The sequence below is a fragment of the Bradyrhizobium sp. OK095 genome (genome assembly GCF_900109945.1).
Lineage (GTDB): Bacteria > Pseudomonadota > Alphaproteobacteria > Rhizobiales > Xanthobacteraceae > Bradyrhizobium.
Genome location: NZ_FOBX01000006.1, coordinates 404,841 through 421,623, shown reverse-complemented (window position 1 = coordinate 421,623; position 16,783 = coordinate 404,841). Strand labels below are relative to the sequence as shown.

13 protein-coding genes and 1 tRNA gene are annotated in these 16,783 nt (G+C 63.2%); all 14 read right to left on the bottom strand.

Annotated features, from left to right (window positions below; all coding sequences use genetic code 11):
* Position 1 precedes the first annotated feature (1 nt).
* Positions 2-214: a hypothetical protein gene (locus BMW89_RS18765; protein ID WP_143062785.1), complete on the bottom strand. Its 213-nt coding sequence runs from the start codon at positions 212-214 to the stop codon at positions 2-4.
* 37 nt (positions 215-251) lie between these two features.
* Positions 252-1,685 carry an amidase gene (locus BMW89_RS18760; protein ID WP_092028446.1) on the bottom strand — a complete coding sequence of 478 codons (1,434 nt, stop codon included), beginning with the start codon at positions 1,683-1,685 and terminating at the stop codon, positions 252-254.
* Positions 1,682-1,900: a hypothetical protein gene (locus tag BMW89_RS18755; protein ID WP_092028445.1), complete on the bottom strand. Its 219-nt coding sequence runs from the start codon at positions 1,898-1,900 to the stop codon at positions 1,682-1,684. Before BMW89_RS18755 ends, BMW89_RS18760 begins: the two co-directional genes overlap by 4 nt.
* A 13-nt stretch (positions 1,901-1,913) precedes the next feature.
* A complete protein-coding gene (locus BMW89_RS18750) occupies positions 1,914-2,927 on the bottom strand; it encodes an ABC transporter ATP-binding protein (protein ID WP_092028444.1) in 1,014 nt (337 codons plus the stop codon).
* Positions 2,927-3,979 carry an ABC transporter ATP-binding protein gene (locus BMW89_RS18745; protein ID WP_092028443.1) on the bottom strand — a complete coding sequence of 351 codons (1,053 nt, stop codon included), beginning with the start codon at positions 3,977-3,979 and terminating at the stop codon, positions 2,927-2,929. Before BMW89_RS18745 ends, BMW89_RS18750 begins: the two co-directional genes overlap by 1 nt.
* Complete coding sequence (locus tag BMW89_RS18740; RefSeq protein ID WP_092028442.1) at positions 3,976-4,905, bottom strand: ABC transporter permease; 930 nt, start codon at positions 4,903-4,905, stop codon at positions 3,976-3,978. Before BMW89_RS18740 ends, BMW89_RS18745 begins: the two co-directional genes overlap by 4 nt.
* Positions 4,902-5,858 (bottom strand): ABC transporter permease, encoded by a 957-nt coding sequence (locus BMW89_RS18735; RefSeq protein WP_092028441.1) that lies wholly within the window; start codon positions 5,856-5,858, stop codon positions 4,902-4,904. The genes BMW89_RS18740 and BMW89_RS18735 overlap by 4 nt, the downstream gene beginning before the upstream one ends.
* A gap of 12 nt (positions 5,859-5,870) precedes the next feature.
* Positions 5,871-7,358: an ABC transporter substrate-binding protein gene (locus BMW89_RS18730; RefSeq protein ID WP_244547625.1), complete on the bottom strand. Its 1,488-nt coding sequence runs from the start codon at positions 7,356-7,358 to the stop codon at positions 5,871-5,873.
* Between the two features lie 681 nt (positions 7,359-8,039).
* Complete coding sequence (locus BMW89_RS18725) at positions 8,040-10,166, bottom strand: vWA domain-containing protein (protein WP_244547624.1); 2,127 nt, start codon at positions 10,164-10,166, stop codon at positions 8,040-8,042.
* Entirely contained in the window at positions 10,156-10,746 is a 591-nt protein-coding gene (locus BMW89_RS18720) for an RNA polymerase sigma factor (RefSeq protein WP_092028440.1), read from the bottom strand. The genes BMW89_RS18725 and BMW89_RS18720 overlap by 11 nt, the downstream gene beginning before the upstream one ends.
* Before the next feature lie 462 nt (positions 10,747-11,208).
* Positions 11,209-11,282 (bottom strand) — tRNA-Gly (locus BMW89_RS18715).
* Positions 11,283-11,913: 631 nt separating this feature from the next.
* Positions 11,914-12,675: a DNA cytosine methyltransferase gene (locus tag BMW89_RS18705; protein WP_092028438.1), complete on the bottom strand. Its 762-nt coding sequence runs from the start codon at positions 12,673-12,675 to the stop codon at positions 11,914-11,916.
* A 143-nt stretch (positions 12,676-12,818) separates the two neighbouring features.
* The gene (locus BMW89_RS18700; protein WP_143062784.1) at positions 12,819-13,562 is read right to left on the bottom strand and encodes a HEPN-associated N-terminal domain-containing protein; all 744 of its coding nucleotides are present in this window, start codon (positions 13,560-13,562) and stop codon (positions 12,819-12,821) included.
* 511 nt (positions 13,563-14,073) lie between these two features.
* Positions 14,074-16,485, bottom strand: coding sequence for an ATP-binding protein (locus tag BMW89_RS18695; RefSeq protein ID WP_092028436.1), 2,412 nt, complete (start codon positions 16,483-16,485; stop codon positions 14,074-14,076).
* Between the last annotated feature and the right edge of the window lie 298 nt (positions 16,486-16,783).

The following is a 16,783-nucleotide window of genomic DNA, read 5'->3' as shown; positions in this document are numbered from 1 at the left end:
ATCAAAGACCCCGCGTCACGCTCTGGATCGAGAATGTGCCTGCCGGCTCATCTGCCGCGGTACGCGGCTGGCGCATCGTGGCCAGCATGCGGCGCAGATCCTTGAAACCCGCGAACAGCGCAGCTTTGCGGTCTTCGGGAATGGCAAGGCCAGCGCGTTTGGCGAGCACGTCGAATTCAAGAACAAGCGCGGCCTCGTCGGGCGTTTCCGGCATGATGATCATCCTTCTTGTCGTTGTAGAGTTTGATTGTTCAGACTGCTGCGATCGCCGGCCGGCGCGCATGCCAGTCGGTGTCACGTTGATAGGCGTCGGCCGCCTGCAGCACCGCGGCTTCCGCGAACGGACGCCCGCTGATCTGCAGCCCGATCGGCAGGCCGTTCGGATCGAAGCCGCAGGGAATGCTCATCGACGGCAGGCCGAGATAGTTGAACGGCCGGGTGTTGGTGGAGATGCCGAGCGCCACCTGTTCGGTTCCCGGCGGGCCGTTGTCGATATCGGTGGCCGCGAGCGTCGGCAGGCAGGTGCGGATGGTGGGCGTGACCAGGAGATCGACCTGGCTGAACACCTCCTTGGCGAACTCCTTCAGGATCGGGCCGCGCCGGCTCAAGGCCTCGACGTAATAGGTGGCGGGAATCGCATAGCCCGGAAACATCCGCGCATTGATATGGGTCGCGAAATCCTGCGGTCGTTGGCGCATCCACTCCGCGTGGATGGTGGCGCCCTCGACGCGCGACACCGCTGCGGCATAGGTCGCGACCGCATCCATCAGCGACAATGTCAGAGGCACGATCGTTGCGCCGCGCCCGGCCAGCACGGACGTTGAAGCCTCGATCGCTGCCCGCACCGGCACGTCCACCTCGTCGAGGAAGTAGGTCGAGGGCATGCCGATACGGACACCGCGAAGGTCGCCGGTCAGCCCGGCCTCGTAATCAGGCACCGGCATCTCGGCGCTGGTCGGGTCGCGCGGATCGTGCCCGGCGATGACGGACATGATCCGGGCGCAATCGCGCGCGGTGCGGGTGAGCGGGCCGACATTGTCGGCCGAGAACGACAAGGGCATTACGCCGTAGCGGCTGACGCGGGTCTGCGTCGGCTTGATGCCGCTGACGCCATTGGCCGCGGCGGGAAGACGGATCGAGCCGCCGGTGTCGGAGCCCAGTGCGGCAAAGGTGAAGCGGGCCGCGACCGCCGCGCCCGATCCGCTGGAGGAGCCGCCGGTGATGTAGGAAAGATTCCAGGGATTGTGGCAGTCGCCGTGATGACGATTGTGGCCGGTGCCGTTCTGCGCGAACTCCGCCATGTTGAGGCCGGCGAACGCATAAGCGCCGGCAGCGCTGAGCCGCTCGATCACGGTCGCGCTGTAATCCGGCACGAAATCGCGGCGAATGGCCGAGCCGCAGCTGGAGAGCCGGCCGGCCTGATAGTACATGTCCTTGTGCGCCAGCGGCAGCCCGTGCAACGGCCCGAGCGGTCCGCCTTTGGCGCGCTTGGCATCGGCGGCACGGGCCGCAGTGAATGCAGCCTCTTTGTCCACCCAGATCGTGGCGTTGACCGCCGCTTCATGAGAGTCGAGATTGGCCAGGCACGCCTCCAGCAGCGAGACCGCACTCACCTCGCCCTTGCGCACCGCATCCGCCGCGTCGACCAGCGACAGGTCGGCGAGATCAAGCCCTGCCGCCGTCATGCGCGCACCCCGATCGATGCCGCTTCAACCAGCGCCGCCTCGAAGCTCGCGGGCTCATCCTCGAAGCGCATGGTGCCGCGCAGCGCCTCGAAGTCGCGGATCAGCTTCTCCAGATCACCGAGCATCCGCAGAGCCACCTCGTTCGGCGGCTGCACGCCATGCCAGGTCGAGATCGACGCGACCATATGGTTCACGAACTTCGTTTTCTCACTCATGCACAATTGTCCTTCATGCGAGCTCTGTTAGCGGACTTGGCAACACGTCCGCGACGCGGAGGCAGCGGGCCATTCGGCCCGGCGCGGGGTAAACCGGGTCGGGGAAGGCCTGGCGGCATGCCTCGGTGGCGAGACCGCAGCGCGGCGCGAAGCTGCAACCACCCGGCAGCCGCCGCAAATCAGGCGGGCTCCCCGGAATCGCGGCGATATCCTGGTCGGGCGCCTGCTCGTGCACAGTGGAGGCAAGCAGCCCCGCGGTGTAAGGATGCTTCGGCGCGCGCAGCACGTCCGCGACGGGCCCCTCTTCGATCACTCGCCCGGCATACATCACCGCGACGCGATCCGCGATCTCCGCCGCCACACCCAAATCGTGGGTGACGAAGATGGTGCCCATCCCCAGTTCCTGCTGCAGGCGGCGCAGCAGGATCAGCACCTGGATCTGCACCGTCGCGTCCAACGCTGTGGTCGGCTCGTCTGCCAGCAAGAGCCGCGGCCCGCAGGACAGCGCGATCGCGATCATCGCGCGCTGCCGCAGCCCTCCCGACAGCTCATGCGGATAGGCATCGAACCGGCGCGCGGCGGATGGGATCTTGACCAACTCCAGCAACTCGATCGCGCGGGCGCGGGCCTCGGCCTTGGTGCCGCCCTTGTGTCGGCGGATCATCTCCACCAGGTGCTGGCCGATGGTATAGACCGGGTCCAGCGCGGTCATCGGCTCCTGGAACACCATCGCGACCTCGCCGCCGCGAAAGGCCCGTAACGCCTTTCCCTGCAACGCAAGAACATCCTGTCCGCCGAGTTCAACCCGACCGGCCACCTGCGCTTGCTTCGGCAACAGCCGCATCAATGCGCGCAGCGTGACGGACTTGCCCGAGCCGGACTCGCCCAAAAGACACAGTACTTCGCCCGCGCGCAGGCTGAACGTGGCTCCGTTGACGGCGGTCACCGTCGCCTCGCGGCTCACGAACTTCACGGTCAGATCCCGCACGTCCAGCAGCGGCGCGGCCGCCTCGGTGTGACCGTCCATCAGGCGGACCCCGCCAGGCTGTGACCGGAATCCGGCCTCGTCATATGACACGCCGCAACATGGGAGGAGCGGTCCTCCCAGTGTCCCAGCGTCGGCATCCGCGCTTCGCACACGGACTCCGCATGCGGGCATCGGGTGCGAAAACGACAACCCGAGGGCGGGTCGATCGGACTAGGCGGGTCGCCCACCAGAGGCGGTGCCTCGATCCGCCGTCCGGCGTCCATCGACAGGCGAGACCCGAGCAGCGCCCGTGTGTAAGGATGGCGCGCCCGCGCAAATACCTCGGCCGCCGGGCCAAGCTCAACCACCTGTCCCAGATACATCACCAGTACCCGGTCGCTGATATAGCGCACCACGTTGAGGTCGTGGCTGATGAACAAATAAGTCAGGTTCAAAGTGCGCTTGAGCTGTCGCAGCAAATTGAGCACCTGGGCCTCGACCGACTTGTCCAGCGCGGAGACGGCTTCGTCGAGGATCACCATGCGCGGTCCGACCGCGAGCGCGCGGGCGATGTTGACGCGCTGCTTCTGGCCGCCGGACAGCTCGTGCGGGTAGCGCGGGCCGAACAGATCCGGCCGAAGGCCCACCTTGACCAGGATCTCGTGGGCGATCCGGCGCGCCTCGGTCTTGCTGCGGCCGTTCACCATAGGGCCGAAGGCGATGGAATCCTGCACCGGCATGCGCGGGTTGAGCGAGGAATAGCTGTCCTGGAACACCATCTGCACCTGACGGCGCAGGTCAGCCACGTTGACGCCGCCGCGTTCACCCACGGCGTCGCCGTCGAATACCAGTTCGCCGGAGTCCGGCACCACCAGATGCAGCAAGAGCCGCGCCAGCGTTGACTTGCCGCAACCGGACTCGCCTACCACGCCAAGGGTTTCACCCTTGAACAGCGTGAACGAGACGCCATCCACCGCGCGCACCACCGCGCCCGTGCCGGCGCCCTTCACCCGGAAATGGCGCTGCAGCTCGCGCGCGATCAGCATCGGCTGCGCGGCGCCGCCGCGGTCGCGCGGATCCACATAGGGCTGCATCTCGACGGCGGCGCTCATCCGCGCACGTCCATTGCGCCGCGCACGCCGTCGCTGACGAGATTGAAGCAGATCGAGGTGACGAAGATCGCGATGCCCGGCAGCGCGCAGCCCAGCGGGTCGACATAGAGCGACTGGCGCAAGGTCGAGAGCATCAGGCCCCAGTCCGGCTCCGGCGGCTGCACGCCGAGGCCCAGGAAGGACAGGCCCGAAGCGAGCAGGATGCTGACGCTGACGAGGCTGGAGGCATAGATGAACACGGGTCCCAGCACGTTGCCCAGCACGTGGTGGCGGATGATCGTGAGCGTGCTCGCGCCGCTGGCGCGGGCGGCCTCGATGTAGTCCAGATTCTTCACCTGCGCGGTCGCCGTCTCAGCGACGCGGCACATCGCGGGCGTGAACACCAGGCTCAAGGAGATGATGCCGTTGATCATGCCGCCTCCCATAGCGCCGGAGATCGCGACCGCCAGCAGGATGGACGGAAAGGCGTAGAACACGTCCATAGTGCGCATGATGGCGGTATTGGCCACGCGCCCGGCGAAGCCGCCGATCACGCCCAGCATGCCGCCGACCACGGTCGCGATCAAAACCGGCGCCAGGCCCATCAGCAGCGAGATACGGCCGCCATAGATCAGCCGGCTCATCATGTCGCGACCCAACTCGTCGGTGCCCCAGGGATGGCCACGCCAGCCGAACGGCTTGAGACGGCCGACGATACTCTGTTGGTATGGATCGAACGGCGCGATCAGCGGAGCCGCGATCGCCGCGATCACGATCGCCAGCACCACCAATCCGAAGCCGATCGTCATCCAGTCGTAGCGCAGACGGTGCAGCACCGACTGCCAATAGCCGCGCACCTTGATCGCGGGCGCCAAATCGACTTCATTATCCGCGATCTCCGAATCCGCCGGGATCGCGCCCGGCGCCACCACCACTCTCTCATTCATGCTCGGCGGATCCTCGGGTCCAGCACCGCTTGCAACAGGTCCACGATCAAATTGGTGGCGACGAAGATCAGCGCGAGCGCGAGGATCGTGCCCTGCAGCACCGGGATGTCGCGGTTGATGATCGCCTTGAACAGCAGGAAGCCGCTGCCGGGCCAGGTGAACACCGTCTCCACCAGAATGGAGCCGCCCATCAGATAGCCGAATTGCAGCCCCATCACCGCCAGCACCTGTGGCGAGGCATTCTTGAGCACGTGCCGGATCACCGCGCCCTCGCCCAGCCCCATGGCGCGCAGCGTGGTGACGAAATCCTGGCTGCGGACCTCCGCCACCGCCGCGCGCGTGGTGCGTGCGATGATGCCAATCGGGATCATCGCCAGCGTAGTCACGGGCAGCACCAGGAATTGCGCGTCGCTCCAGTGCCATAGTGTGAAGGCGGCCGAGCCGGACTGCCCCATCCCGCTGGCGGGCAGCACCATCAGTTCGACCGCGAAGATGATCACGAGGACCAGTCCCAGCCAGTAGTTCGGCAGGCTGACACCGATCACCGCCGCGCCCGTCACGATGCGATCCGTGGCCCGCCCGGGAAAGCAGCCGGCCAGCGCTCCCATGCCGAAGCCCACGATGAACGAGAGCGGCGCCGCGAACAGCGCCAGCATCGCCGTATTGGCGAGCGCGCCAAACACCTCCAGCGTGACCGCGCGCTGGCTGGCGATCGAGCGGCCGAAGTCACCGTGCAGAACGTGCCACAGCCAGATCGCGTATTGCACCGGGACCGGCCGATCGAAGCCATAGGCGTGCTTGACGATCGCGATGGTCTCGGCCGTCGCGTCCGGCGGCAGCACCGTCTGCAACGGGTCGCCCGGCGCCAGATACACCAGGGAAAAGCATACGACGCTGACGCCGAGCGCGATCGGGATCGCGAATAGTATACGGCGGATGACGTAGCCGAGCATTCCCGCTCCTGCTTAAGGATCGACCGTGATCGGCGTCAGGTCCTGGAACCAGTTCTGCGCCTGCACGAAACCATGCACTTTCGGCGAGAGCGCGCGCGGATTGAGGTCGTGCACGACGAAGATCATCAGCGCTTGTTCGGATTCGTATTCGTGCAGCCTGGTCAGCAGAGCCAGCCGCTTCTCAGGCTCGAACTCCTCGAAGATCTGCTTGACCAGCCCGTCTGCCTCCGGCGTGCCGAAATGGCCCCAATTGCTGCCGGCGGGCGACCAATAGGCGGTGGCAACCGGTTTGATAATGGCGCTCACGGGATCCAGCAGGCCGCGCGAGGCGTTCATCCCGTCGACGTTCGGATATTTCGGGACGCCGGAGCGGCTGACATCCAGCAGCGCGTTCCAATCCATGACATTGAGCGTGACCTCGAAGCCTGCATCTTCCAGTTGCTGCTTGACCAGCTCGTTCATCGGCAGCGACTGCATCTGTCCCGAACCTGATGTCGAGATCGCCAGCGTCACCTTGCAGGGCAGGCAGTTGGCCTCCTTCAACAGGGCGCGCGCCTTCGCTTTGTCGAATTTGTAGATCACCGGATGGCCGTAATACGGCAAGCTCGGCGGCACCTCGGCATATTGGGGCGTCGCCATGCCGCCGACGAGGTCCACCACATCGTCACGGTTGATGGCGTAATTCGCCGCCTGGCGTACCCGAAGGTCCGTAAAGGGACCGCGGGTGAAGTTCAAAATATACGGCCAGTTGTGCGGATAGACGTTGGAGACGATCTGCATATTTGCGCGCTTCAGCACGGGGATCGCATCCGGCGCCGGCGCTTCGATGAAATTCACCTGGCCGGAGAGCAGCGCTGCGGTGCGGGTCGCAGCCTCCGGCGTCGGCAGCAGCACCAGACGGTCCTGCTTCGGAACGCGCGCCTTGTCCCAGTAGTCGTTGTTCGGCACCAGCTCCATGCGTTCATGCGCGGTCATGCCGGCGAAGCGATAGGGGCCGGTGCCTGAGGGCTGATTGGCGTAGGCCGTCCAGTCGTAATTCAGCGCCTGCGCCCGGCAGCGGCTGATCATCAGCACGTAGGACATGTCGTACGGAAACAGCGATTCGACGAATTTCGTAGTGATGGCGACGCTATGGTCGTCGATCTTCTCGATGCTGTCGAAGTTCGTCAGGTAGGCCCGGGACAGCGCGAATTGCTGCGTGAAAAACTGCGGCGCCTTGGGATCGCTGATGCGCTGGAAGTTCCAGATGACGTCGTCGGCCGAGAAGTCGCAGCCATCATGCCACTTCACGCCCTGTCTCAAGGTGAAGATCCAGCGCTTGTGGTTGGCCGGATCGATGTGCCACTCGGTCGCCAAGCCAGGCTTGATGTCCGATGCCGTGTCGCTCTTCGACAGATCCCAATTGATCAAGGCGTCGTACAAATTCCAGCCGACGAACCGAAAGCCTTCAAAGCCCTGGTCTGGATTTCCCGTCGTGACCGGCAGATCGCCCGCGGTCATCGCCACCTTCAAGACGCCGGCTGCCCCGGCGGGCGACGTGGGGGCGACTAGCCCTCCAGCAATGAGGCCGGCCATTGCGCCACACCACGAGAGCATCTTGAGAGCAGAGCACGTCATTGTGCCTCCGTTGTCGCGCCTGGAACCGCCAGGAAAGATATCGCTGCGACGCAGCATAGTCAGACGTACATTTCCTTAGCAAGCCGCACTAATTTGCTTTTCTTGATCAATGCTTGTGCATTCAAGGCGGAATGCGCACTCCCGCGATCTGGAGTGGATGTTCGACAACATGCTCGCCTTTCTAACAGGCAGATTCCTTGCGATTGTCGACAGTCGATAGATCGGCTCGCCACCGCTCGGTGATTGGTGCGCGACACAGATGTCACGCGCGCGATCCCTGGAATCGACGAGTTGGCAGCTGATTCATGCGCACGGTCTTGCGCTCACCTTGCGTCGCCGGATCGCATCAGCTGGGAGGCGCGATCATTCCTGCTCAAGGACATCGACGATCGTCACCACGCTTGCCACAAGCCAAGCTTATTGGAGACGATCATCATAAATCGGAACAGAAATTGAAAGCCCTCGCGAATTTGCGCCGGCCATCAGCCGTGACAGTCATCATTTCGGGATGGCGTCAGAATGGGGGAGCGCATGGTCGGGACAGCCCACTGAATCGGACATCGATCAAGGGCGCGGCGGCTGCATCGCGCTCGCGGTTTTGGCCGCGCGCACCAACTGGAGGAACTCGGAGCGATAGCCGTAAGGATCGTCGCCGCGCGCTGCCGAGGCGATACGCAGCACGTCGTCATAGCCGAACTGGCCGGTGTGCTTTCCGCCGCGTAGAATCTCGCCGAACGCGGCCACACCGGTTGCAAAGCGGGCATCGAGCGGCGCGTCCTCGAACCGGGCGTGTTCGGACCCGCGATCGACGGGTGTGCTGATCAGCACGCTGCGATCGGATCGCGGCAGCTTGTAACGGATCTTGACGAAGGCATATTCGGCCGGCGGCGGCGAACCGCTCGCGGGGGCTCGCGCACCGTACCTGAGATCGTCGACCGTTCGAGGCCCGCCAACAGGCACGATATCGTAGAGCGCCGTCACGGTTTGCCCCGAACCGACGTCGCCGGCATCGACTTTGTCGTTTGTGAAGTCGTCGCGATTGAGAAGTCGGGTCTCGTAGCCGATCAGCCGATATTCGGCGACGGTCGCGGGATTGAACTCGATCTGAATCTTCACATCCTTGCCGATCGGAAACAGCGTCGAACTTGCCTCTTCGACCAGTACCTTGCGCGCTTCGTTGATCGTATCGATGTAGGCGGCGACGCCGTTGCCGTTCTGCGCCAGCGTCTGCGCCAACGCGTCGTTGTAATTCCCCGCACCAACGCCGAGCACGGACAGGAAAATGCCCTTCTCGCGCTGACGCTCGACGAAACCTTTCAATTCATCCTTGTTCGTGATCCCGACATTGAAGTCGCCGTCAGTCGCGAGGATGACGCGGTTGACGCCGCTGGCGTCAAAGTTCTGCTCGGCAAGCGCGTAGGCTTGCCTGATGCCTTCGGCGCCCGCCGTGCTGCCGCCCGCCTCGAGCCGATCGAGCGTCGCCAGGATTTTCGCTTTCTCGGATACGGAAGTGGGTTCGAGCGCCGTGCCGGCATTCCCTGCATAGGTCACGATCGCGATGCGGTCCTCGGGTTTCAGCTGGGTAACGAGCATGGCGAGCGACTGCTTCACGAGCGGCAACCGGTTTTGCGGCTGCATCGAGCCCGATGTATCGATCAGGAAAACCAGATTCGCGCGCGGCCGGTTTGTCTGTTGCAGCGCATAACCCTTGACACCGATGCGAATGAGTTTGCGGCCTTCGGCCCAGGGGTTCGGAAACACGGCAACGTTGGCCCGGAACGGTTCGCTCGCCGATGCGGGCGCTTCATAGCCATAAGGAAAGTAATTGATCAGCTCCTCGGTTCGAACGGACGCGGCCGGGGGCAGGACATTGCGGTTGAGCTGGGCGCGGACGAACGCGTACGACGCCGTATCGACATCAATGGAGAATGTCGAGACCGGTGCATCGCGCGCGACCTTGAAGGCGTTTTCCTGCGCATTCGCAAACTTGTCGCGGCCGACAGGCTCGGACGCGCCAACAGCGGGCTCACGCTGGCTGCGGTCGCGCTGGAGGTCCGCCAGCGCGCGCGTGAGACTGTGATCACTCCCGTCCGCAAAGCGGCCACGAGCGCCAACAGGCGGCATGAGACCCTGCACTCGGCCGGACGCCGCCGGGGAAGACGCCTGCGGAGCCAAATGGCCGACGCGCTGATCTTCCGCAAGCGGCTTGGCGGGCGCCGGGGGCGCCGCAATCGAAGCCGCAGCGGCTTCCTGGTTGGGCTTTGCGGCCGGAGTGGCAGTTTGGATTTGCGTTTGCGGCTGGGCCTGGCTTTCGCTTTCCTTCTTTGCTTGTTCTGTCGAGGGAGCTTGAACAACAACGTCGTTGTTAGCCACCTGCTGTTCGACGGGCGTGGCGGTGTCCTGCAACTGCGGCGATTGCATGAGATGGAGATAAGTGCCCGATCCGGCAACAATGCAGGCCAGGCTGGCAGCCAGGAGATATCGCTTACGATTCATGACGGTCCTCTCGGGCGACGGCCGCAACGGCGCGGCGGTTCGCTCGATGAGACGGATCTCGGTCGGAATTCCTTGGCCGTTCTCGGCGCCTTTTTGGTCGAAGCGCAGCAACGCCTGTTGCACGGCCGCGTCACGCGCGTCCGGCACCGACGGCGGAGGGTCGGGCAAACGCATGATGTCGTGATCAGTACTCATCGCCAATGTCCTTCGCGAGACTCGCCTGTCGCCTCACCTCGTGCATGCGGCCGGAGATGGTCGACTCGGTGACGCCGAGCGCCGTGGCCGCCTCCGCGTGCGTCATGCCTTCACCGACCACGAGCACGACCGTCTCTCGTAGCAACGGCGACAACCGCGCCAGTTCGCTCGCGAGCCAGCTGCGACGAAAAAGATCTCTGCCATCCGGCGGCGCCGCCATTCCCGCAAGCACGGCGAGGTGGCCTTTCAGGCGCGCCAACGTCGAATGGCGCCGATGGTGATCATGGCAGGCATTGCGCACGATTCCGATCAGCCAGGTCGTGAACTTCGCCTCCCCCCTGAAAGAAGCGATCCGTTCCACCAGCGCGCAGCAGACATCCTGGCAGATGTCCTGCGCGTCAGTCTGGGAGCCGGTCATGCGCCACGCAACCCGGTGCATGAGGTCGTAGTGACGCCGCAACAAGGCTTCGAATGCGGCACGATTGCCCTGCGTGGCCAGACTCACGAGGTCGTCATCCGTGGCGCCGCCACCCGGCGGCTCAGCCACCTCTGCAGTCACGAGCTGAATGACGCTCCCCATGCCCTTTCCTCAAGGCCGACGGGATTGAGCAAGACAATTGGGACTGTTATCCGGTCCCTCCGCCAGTCCCGCCCAGGACCGCGATCGTACGCACCTTATCCCTACCATAGTCGTTCCACCCATAGACCGGGGCGCCGGGAAGAGATTTTCCAGGCATTCACCAATTGAGACGAACGAGACGGCGGAATCCTTGGGCTAGGTCAGAAAAAATTTCGAACGGCGCAACACCAGAGCCTTACGGCGCTCCGCTGAGGTGGCAACCCAAGCAGCGTGGCTTTGCGGCGCTTATGAGGACAACGATCGCCTGCCGCACAGTCCCGTGGTTTTCACCTGGCAGGCGGCTGAGTTTGGCCCGTCACTGTGGGATGCACGAAACAGCGGATCGGAAAGCGAGCATCGGGGCATCTAGAGCAGCCCGTCTGTCAGAATGAATCCGACTGTCTCGCTAGCGCTGTGAGGGGCTGGAGCGGGTGAAGGGAATCGAACCCTCGTATTCAGCTTGGAAGGCTGCTGCTCTACCATTGAGCTACACCCGCGTGTGGGGCTCCCTAACACGGCCCGGCGGCGGTCTCAACTGCCCCAAGGAGGGCATCTTGGGCGTTCAGTGGCTTTCCGGCCCTTGCGCACGGGCTGGGTTCCGCTTCTTCCCGCCCTCCCCCTTAACAGCGGCGGCGTCCCGGCCTATATTGAGGTCTTCCGCAACCAACGAAAGGAGGTGATCCAGTGCGACAAAGTCACGGCAATTCACGGCTTCACACTGGTTTTCTCCTCGGAGACAGCCAATAACGGGCCGTGAGTTCACGGTGACCGGCTTTTTCGGAAAAAAAGTGCGCCCGAGGTGCGCCCGAGAAATCGGAGCGGAATTTTAGGGCGCAGACCGCAAAAGCCACAAGAAGTGGACGCCGCGCGGAGGGATCTGCGCGGCGTTTTTATGTGGCTACGCCCTGCTCTGCTGGCGTCTTGGAGGTCAGTTTCTCCAGGTCGCGCTGCGCTCGAGCCCTATCCTCATCGGTCTTCGCCTCCTTCACGCGCAGCATGAAAATACGCCGCAGCTTCTCAGGTAGCGGAAGCAGCTGGTCTGTATCAGCGGAAGACTTGAGGAAGAGGATCATGAGGCAAGGATAAGGTCACTACTGCTAAATGTTGTCGTTGGATGCCTTAGGTAAATTATCGTTTTCCGCGTTCATTGTCGTTGGCGTGAAGAAGATGCCATGCTGCCGCTGCCACTTGAGGAACTTGTCCATTTCCAAGGCTCCTAAGCCGGTCCACCCTAAAGGCCACCCCATGAACCACTCTATCCACGTTGGGTTCAGTGCCAGGCCAATCTGATGTGGTTCTGTGGCCGCCGACCGTAATCTCATCACGGTCGTTCGACAGTTCTTTTGGCGATACTCCATCACCTCCACTTTGCCGGCTGGCTTGCAGTCGTTCGCGGTCATCGTTGGCCACAAGCCAGATCCTCTCGCGGAGGTGGGGCGCTCCGACATCGTAAGCGCCCAGCACTGTCCATCGACAGTCATACCCGAGCGAGGCCAGATCACTGAGAACTCGGTCGAGCCCCCGAGTAAGGAGCCTTGGGCTGTTTTCCACAAAGACGTGTCTGGGTCGAACTTCGCCAATAATCCGCGCCATGTGTTTCCACATGCCAGAGCGATCTCCCTCAATTCCGGCAGCTTTCCCAGCGCCACTGATGTCTTGGCAGGGAAAGCCGCCAGAAACGACGTCAACAATTCCGCGCCATGGTCGCCCGTCAAAGGTTTGAACATCATCCCAGATTGGGAAAGGCGGGAGAAAGCCGTCATTTTGTCGGGCGGCAAGTACGCTTGCTGCGTATGGCTCCCACTCGACTGCGCAAATGGTACGCCATCCGAGCAAATGTCCTCCGAGTATTCCTCCACCAGCGCCCGCGAAAAGAGCCAACTCATTCATTACCTCACCTTAGAAAAATATTTGATGGTGAGATTTTACTCGTATTTGAGTCACGTATGTTGTGGCTTTACGTGTGAAGCGATGATGTTGCGTGATTGCGACGCCGAGATCGGCTGGTCAACGTGCTCATCTAGTCATGGCGGCTAGAACGGTGGGTTAGACATCGCGTGGGACAACAACGACCAAACCGCATTATATGCTCCAAGCAATGCCGCAGCGAGACCTAACCAAATAGCATCAGCGGCTCGCTTTCCCATTTGTCCAGAAAAGCCATCGGCAAACTTCTTTCCCTGCGCTGTGAAGAAATCTCGAATTTTTTCACCGCGCGTTCTGAACAGCGTCGCTGCTTGCAAGATGTTGTCAGCGTTTTGCGACAGCACTGGTTCAGGCTCCCGAAGCAACTTGATCAGTTGTCGGATTTCTCCCTCATCGTCGCTCGTATATGGCGGCACTCCAATGGATTCAGGGGGATTGTTGTCGCCGATTGCCGGAGAGACGGATCGCACCTCAGCGAGACGTTCTTCCAAAATATCCAGGCTTCGCTGCAGATTGGCGTAGTCATCTTCCGGCGGGTCTTCGTCGTAGATGCGGTTGCCGTGCGGAGCCCAGTCCACCACATCGTTTTCTAGGTCTTGGACTACAGCTTCAACGATCTCTTCAGGGATCGCATCACCGAAGTAGCCCTCAATCTGTTCCCGAGCATCATAAGGGCCGCCCCAAATGTACTGATATCCTCCCTCGCGACTTTCATACGGCGTGGACTCGGCCGGGTCCTCGAAGTTCGAGAGAAACCAATCCTTAATTGCCTCTTTGAGCTCGTCTCCCTCAAGACCTTCAATGGACTGCTCAGGCGGAATTAGCTTGTCACTTATGTTCAAACTAACCACGGAAAACCCCTTACGCGCCATATCGTAACGTGACTACCGAAAGTTGCCTAATCATCGAAACTGAAAAAAGTCAAACATTGCGCAACTTGCGTCCGAAAGCGCGATCATGCGGGGGAATCCATGAACAACCCAGAGTTTTCGTGACTTGTCCCCTCGCCCGATGAGCGCCCGACAATCAGCCAGCCCGCCCAACCCATTGAACTTGCTGGCAATGAAGAAGAACCAACGCACACCTGCTTACCCGATAATCCAACAAATCCAACAAGTTAAACACCTGCGCCCGACCTGCGCCCGAACGCACCGCACCATCAACAAAACCCCTTCTGCAATAGCGGTTTTCGCGCTTGATCATCTGTTCCAGTGTCTCTTACCAAGCGCTGTCACCTCGCTGGGATCGCCCGCTAAGCTTTGAAACGGGCTTGGCATTTGGGGCGCTCTCAGCCCTGGACCAGCGAGCAAGAAATCGGGCGCGACGGGGCCTCCCCGCCGCGCCTTTTCATTGGGACGAAGCTCACGCGGACGGCTCGCCTGCGAGCACCTCGCGAATCTTCTCCGACAGCTCTGCCTTCCGGTATGGCTTGCACAGCAGCGCCACCCCGGGGTCGAGATGCCCTTCGTGAACGATGGTGTCGTCGGTATAGCCGGACGTGTAGAGCACCCTCGCCCCCGGCCGGCGGAGCCGGACGGCTTCGGCCAATTCCCGCCCGTTCATGCCGCCGGGCATGATGAGGTCGGTGAACAGCAGATCGAATTTGGCGCCCTGATCGACCAGCGCGAGCGCGGCTGCGCCGTCGCCGGCCACCAGCGTGCGATAGCCCAGGCTGCCGAGCTGGGCGACGACATAGCCCTGCACCAGCGGATCGTCCTCGACCACCAGAATGGTCTCGTGCCCGCGCACCGTGGCGGGCGCCTGGACCACGGCCGGTCTGGCCGGCACCTCGCCCTTCGACCGCGGCAGGAACAATCGCATCACCGTGCCGCGTCCCTCCTCGCTCTCGATCGCCACGGTGCCGCCGGTCTGGCGGGCAAAGCCGTAGACCATGCTGAGCCCGAGCCCGGTGCCGCGTCCCACCCCCTTGGTGGTGAAGAACGGCTCGAACACGCGATCGCAGATGTCGGCGGGAATGCCGTGACCGGTGTCGGTGACCGCGACCATCACGAACGCGCCGCGCACGACATCGCCGTCGGCGACGCTGCGCAGGCCGTCGAGCTCCCGGTTCGCGGTCTCGAGCGTCAGCCTGCCGCCGCCCGGCATCGCATCGCGCGCATTGACGGCGAGATTGACGATCGCGGAGGAGAGCTGCGAGGGATCCGCCATCGCGGACCAGGCGTCGTCCGCGAGCCGGGTCACGATCTCGATATGCTCGCCCAGGATCGGCCTCAGCAGCTTCGCCGTCTCGACCACGAGCGCGTTGACGTCGATCTCGCGCGGCTCCAGCGGCTGGCGGCGCGCGAAGGTCAGGAGCTGCGAGGTGATTTCGGCGCCGCGCGCGGCTGCATCGTCGATCAGCTGCGCGATCGCGGCGTATTGAGGCCTGTCCGCGAGCCCTTCCTGGATGATCTCGATGGTCCCGGTGATGACGGTGAGCACGTTGTTGAAGTCGTGCGCGACGCCGCCGGTCAGATGGCCGATCGCGTCCATCTTCTGGGATTGGCGCAGCCGTTCCTCGGTCTCGTGCTGCTCGGTGAAGTCCGTGGCCGAGCCCCGATAACCCATGAAGCGTCCGTCCGCAGCGAACACCGGCTGGCCGTTGACGCTAAAATGGCGCACGCGGCCGGAGACGTCAGGGCGGTGATACTCGAACTTGCGGAACGGCTCGTGGCGATCCAGCATCGCAACATGCTCGCGCCATTTCTCCGCTTCGGACTCGCGATCGAGCGCAGTGTCGAAACGCCGCCGGCCGATGATGCTCGCCCGGTCCATGCCGAAGGCGTCGATCCGTTCCGAAACATAGGTGAACACGTGATCCGGCCCGGTTTCCCAGAACCAATCGGACGCGGTCTCAGCATAATCGCGAAAGCGCTGCTCGCTCGCACGCGCGTCGTCCTCGGCGCGGCGCCGGATCTTGAGGTCGCGCTCGAGACTGGCATTGGCCTCGCGCAGCTCGCCATAGGCGCGTTCGAGATTGCCGCACATGGCGTTGAAGGCGACGATCACCTTGTCCAGCTCGTCGGGATCGTAGGGCGGCCGGCGCTCCAGGTGCAAAGGCGGCGGCGGCCGCGTCAGGCTGTATTTGCCGACGAAGTCGGCGATGGCAACCAGGTGCCGTGTCACCAGCAGATGGAACATGTAGATGATGAACAGCGAGACCAGAAACGTCTTCGCAGCCTGGCTCGCCAGAATGACCAGGGCGCGGTTCAGCAATTGCTGATAGACTTGGCTCAGCGTCGCCTCGACATGGAGCACGCCGATCGTGCGCGCCACCCCCTGCACGGTGGTGTTCAGCGGATAGTCGCGCGTCACGATCGATCGGGCACCCGGCTCGCCGACCGCGACACGGATCGGATTGGGGCGATCGGCGATCTCGCGCACCGCGGCGGCGCGGATGTCGGGCAGCCGCAGGATGCCGTCGAGCTGGAGCTTGAGCTGGTGCTGATCGAGATTCCACAGGCTCTCGCCGAGGCTGCCGGTGGTGCTGCGGCCGATCTCGTCGAGCCGGGTCTCGATGACCCCGACCTCGCGGTCGTAATCGAGATAGAGCTGAAGCCCGGTCAACACCAGCGTGACGATCGAAGAGAACAACAGCACCGCGGCCAGGAGGCGCGGCCCGACGCCGCTGCGTGACCAATTGAAAATCCGCGACAACAGCGTCCCTAACATCGCCGGCGCAAGTGCTGCGCCGATCCCGCTCACATCCTGCTTCGCGACCGCAGGGACAACGGCGCGGCTGCGCTCGGACTCCTGATCGCCTGAGTTGCCCATGCACCACCTCCCCGGAATGGCGGCACCCTGCTCCGGCCGGCCGCAGCCGCGAGCATTCGATAGATTCTCCCTTCACGCGGTGTGCGCGGTGATCCTGCCGGCCCATGGGCGGCTTGAGGTCGGCGGGGTCATATCTTGCGCCCAGCAGCAGGATTCTCGCATAAACTATCACTTCGCGTGCTAGAATGACATCGGTTAAAGTCTGGGGCCGCCTGCATCGCCGGCGATGCGATGGCAGTTGCAGCCGTCGCGCAGACGCCACCCACGGTAGATCGCGCGGGTCTTTCGAATCCAGTGG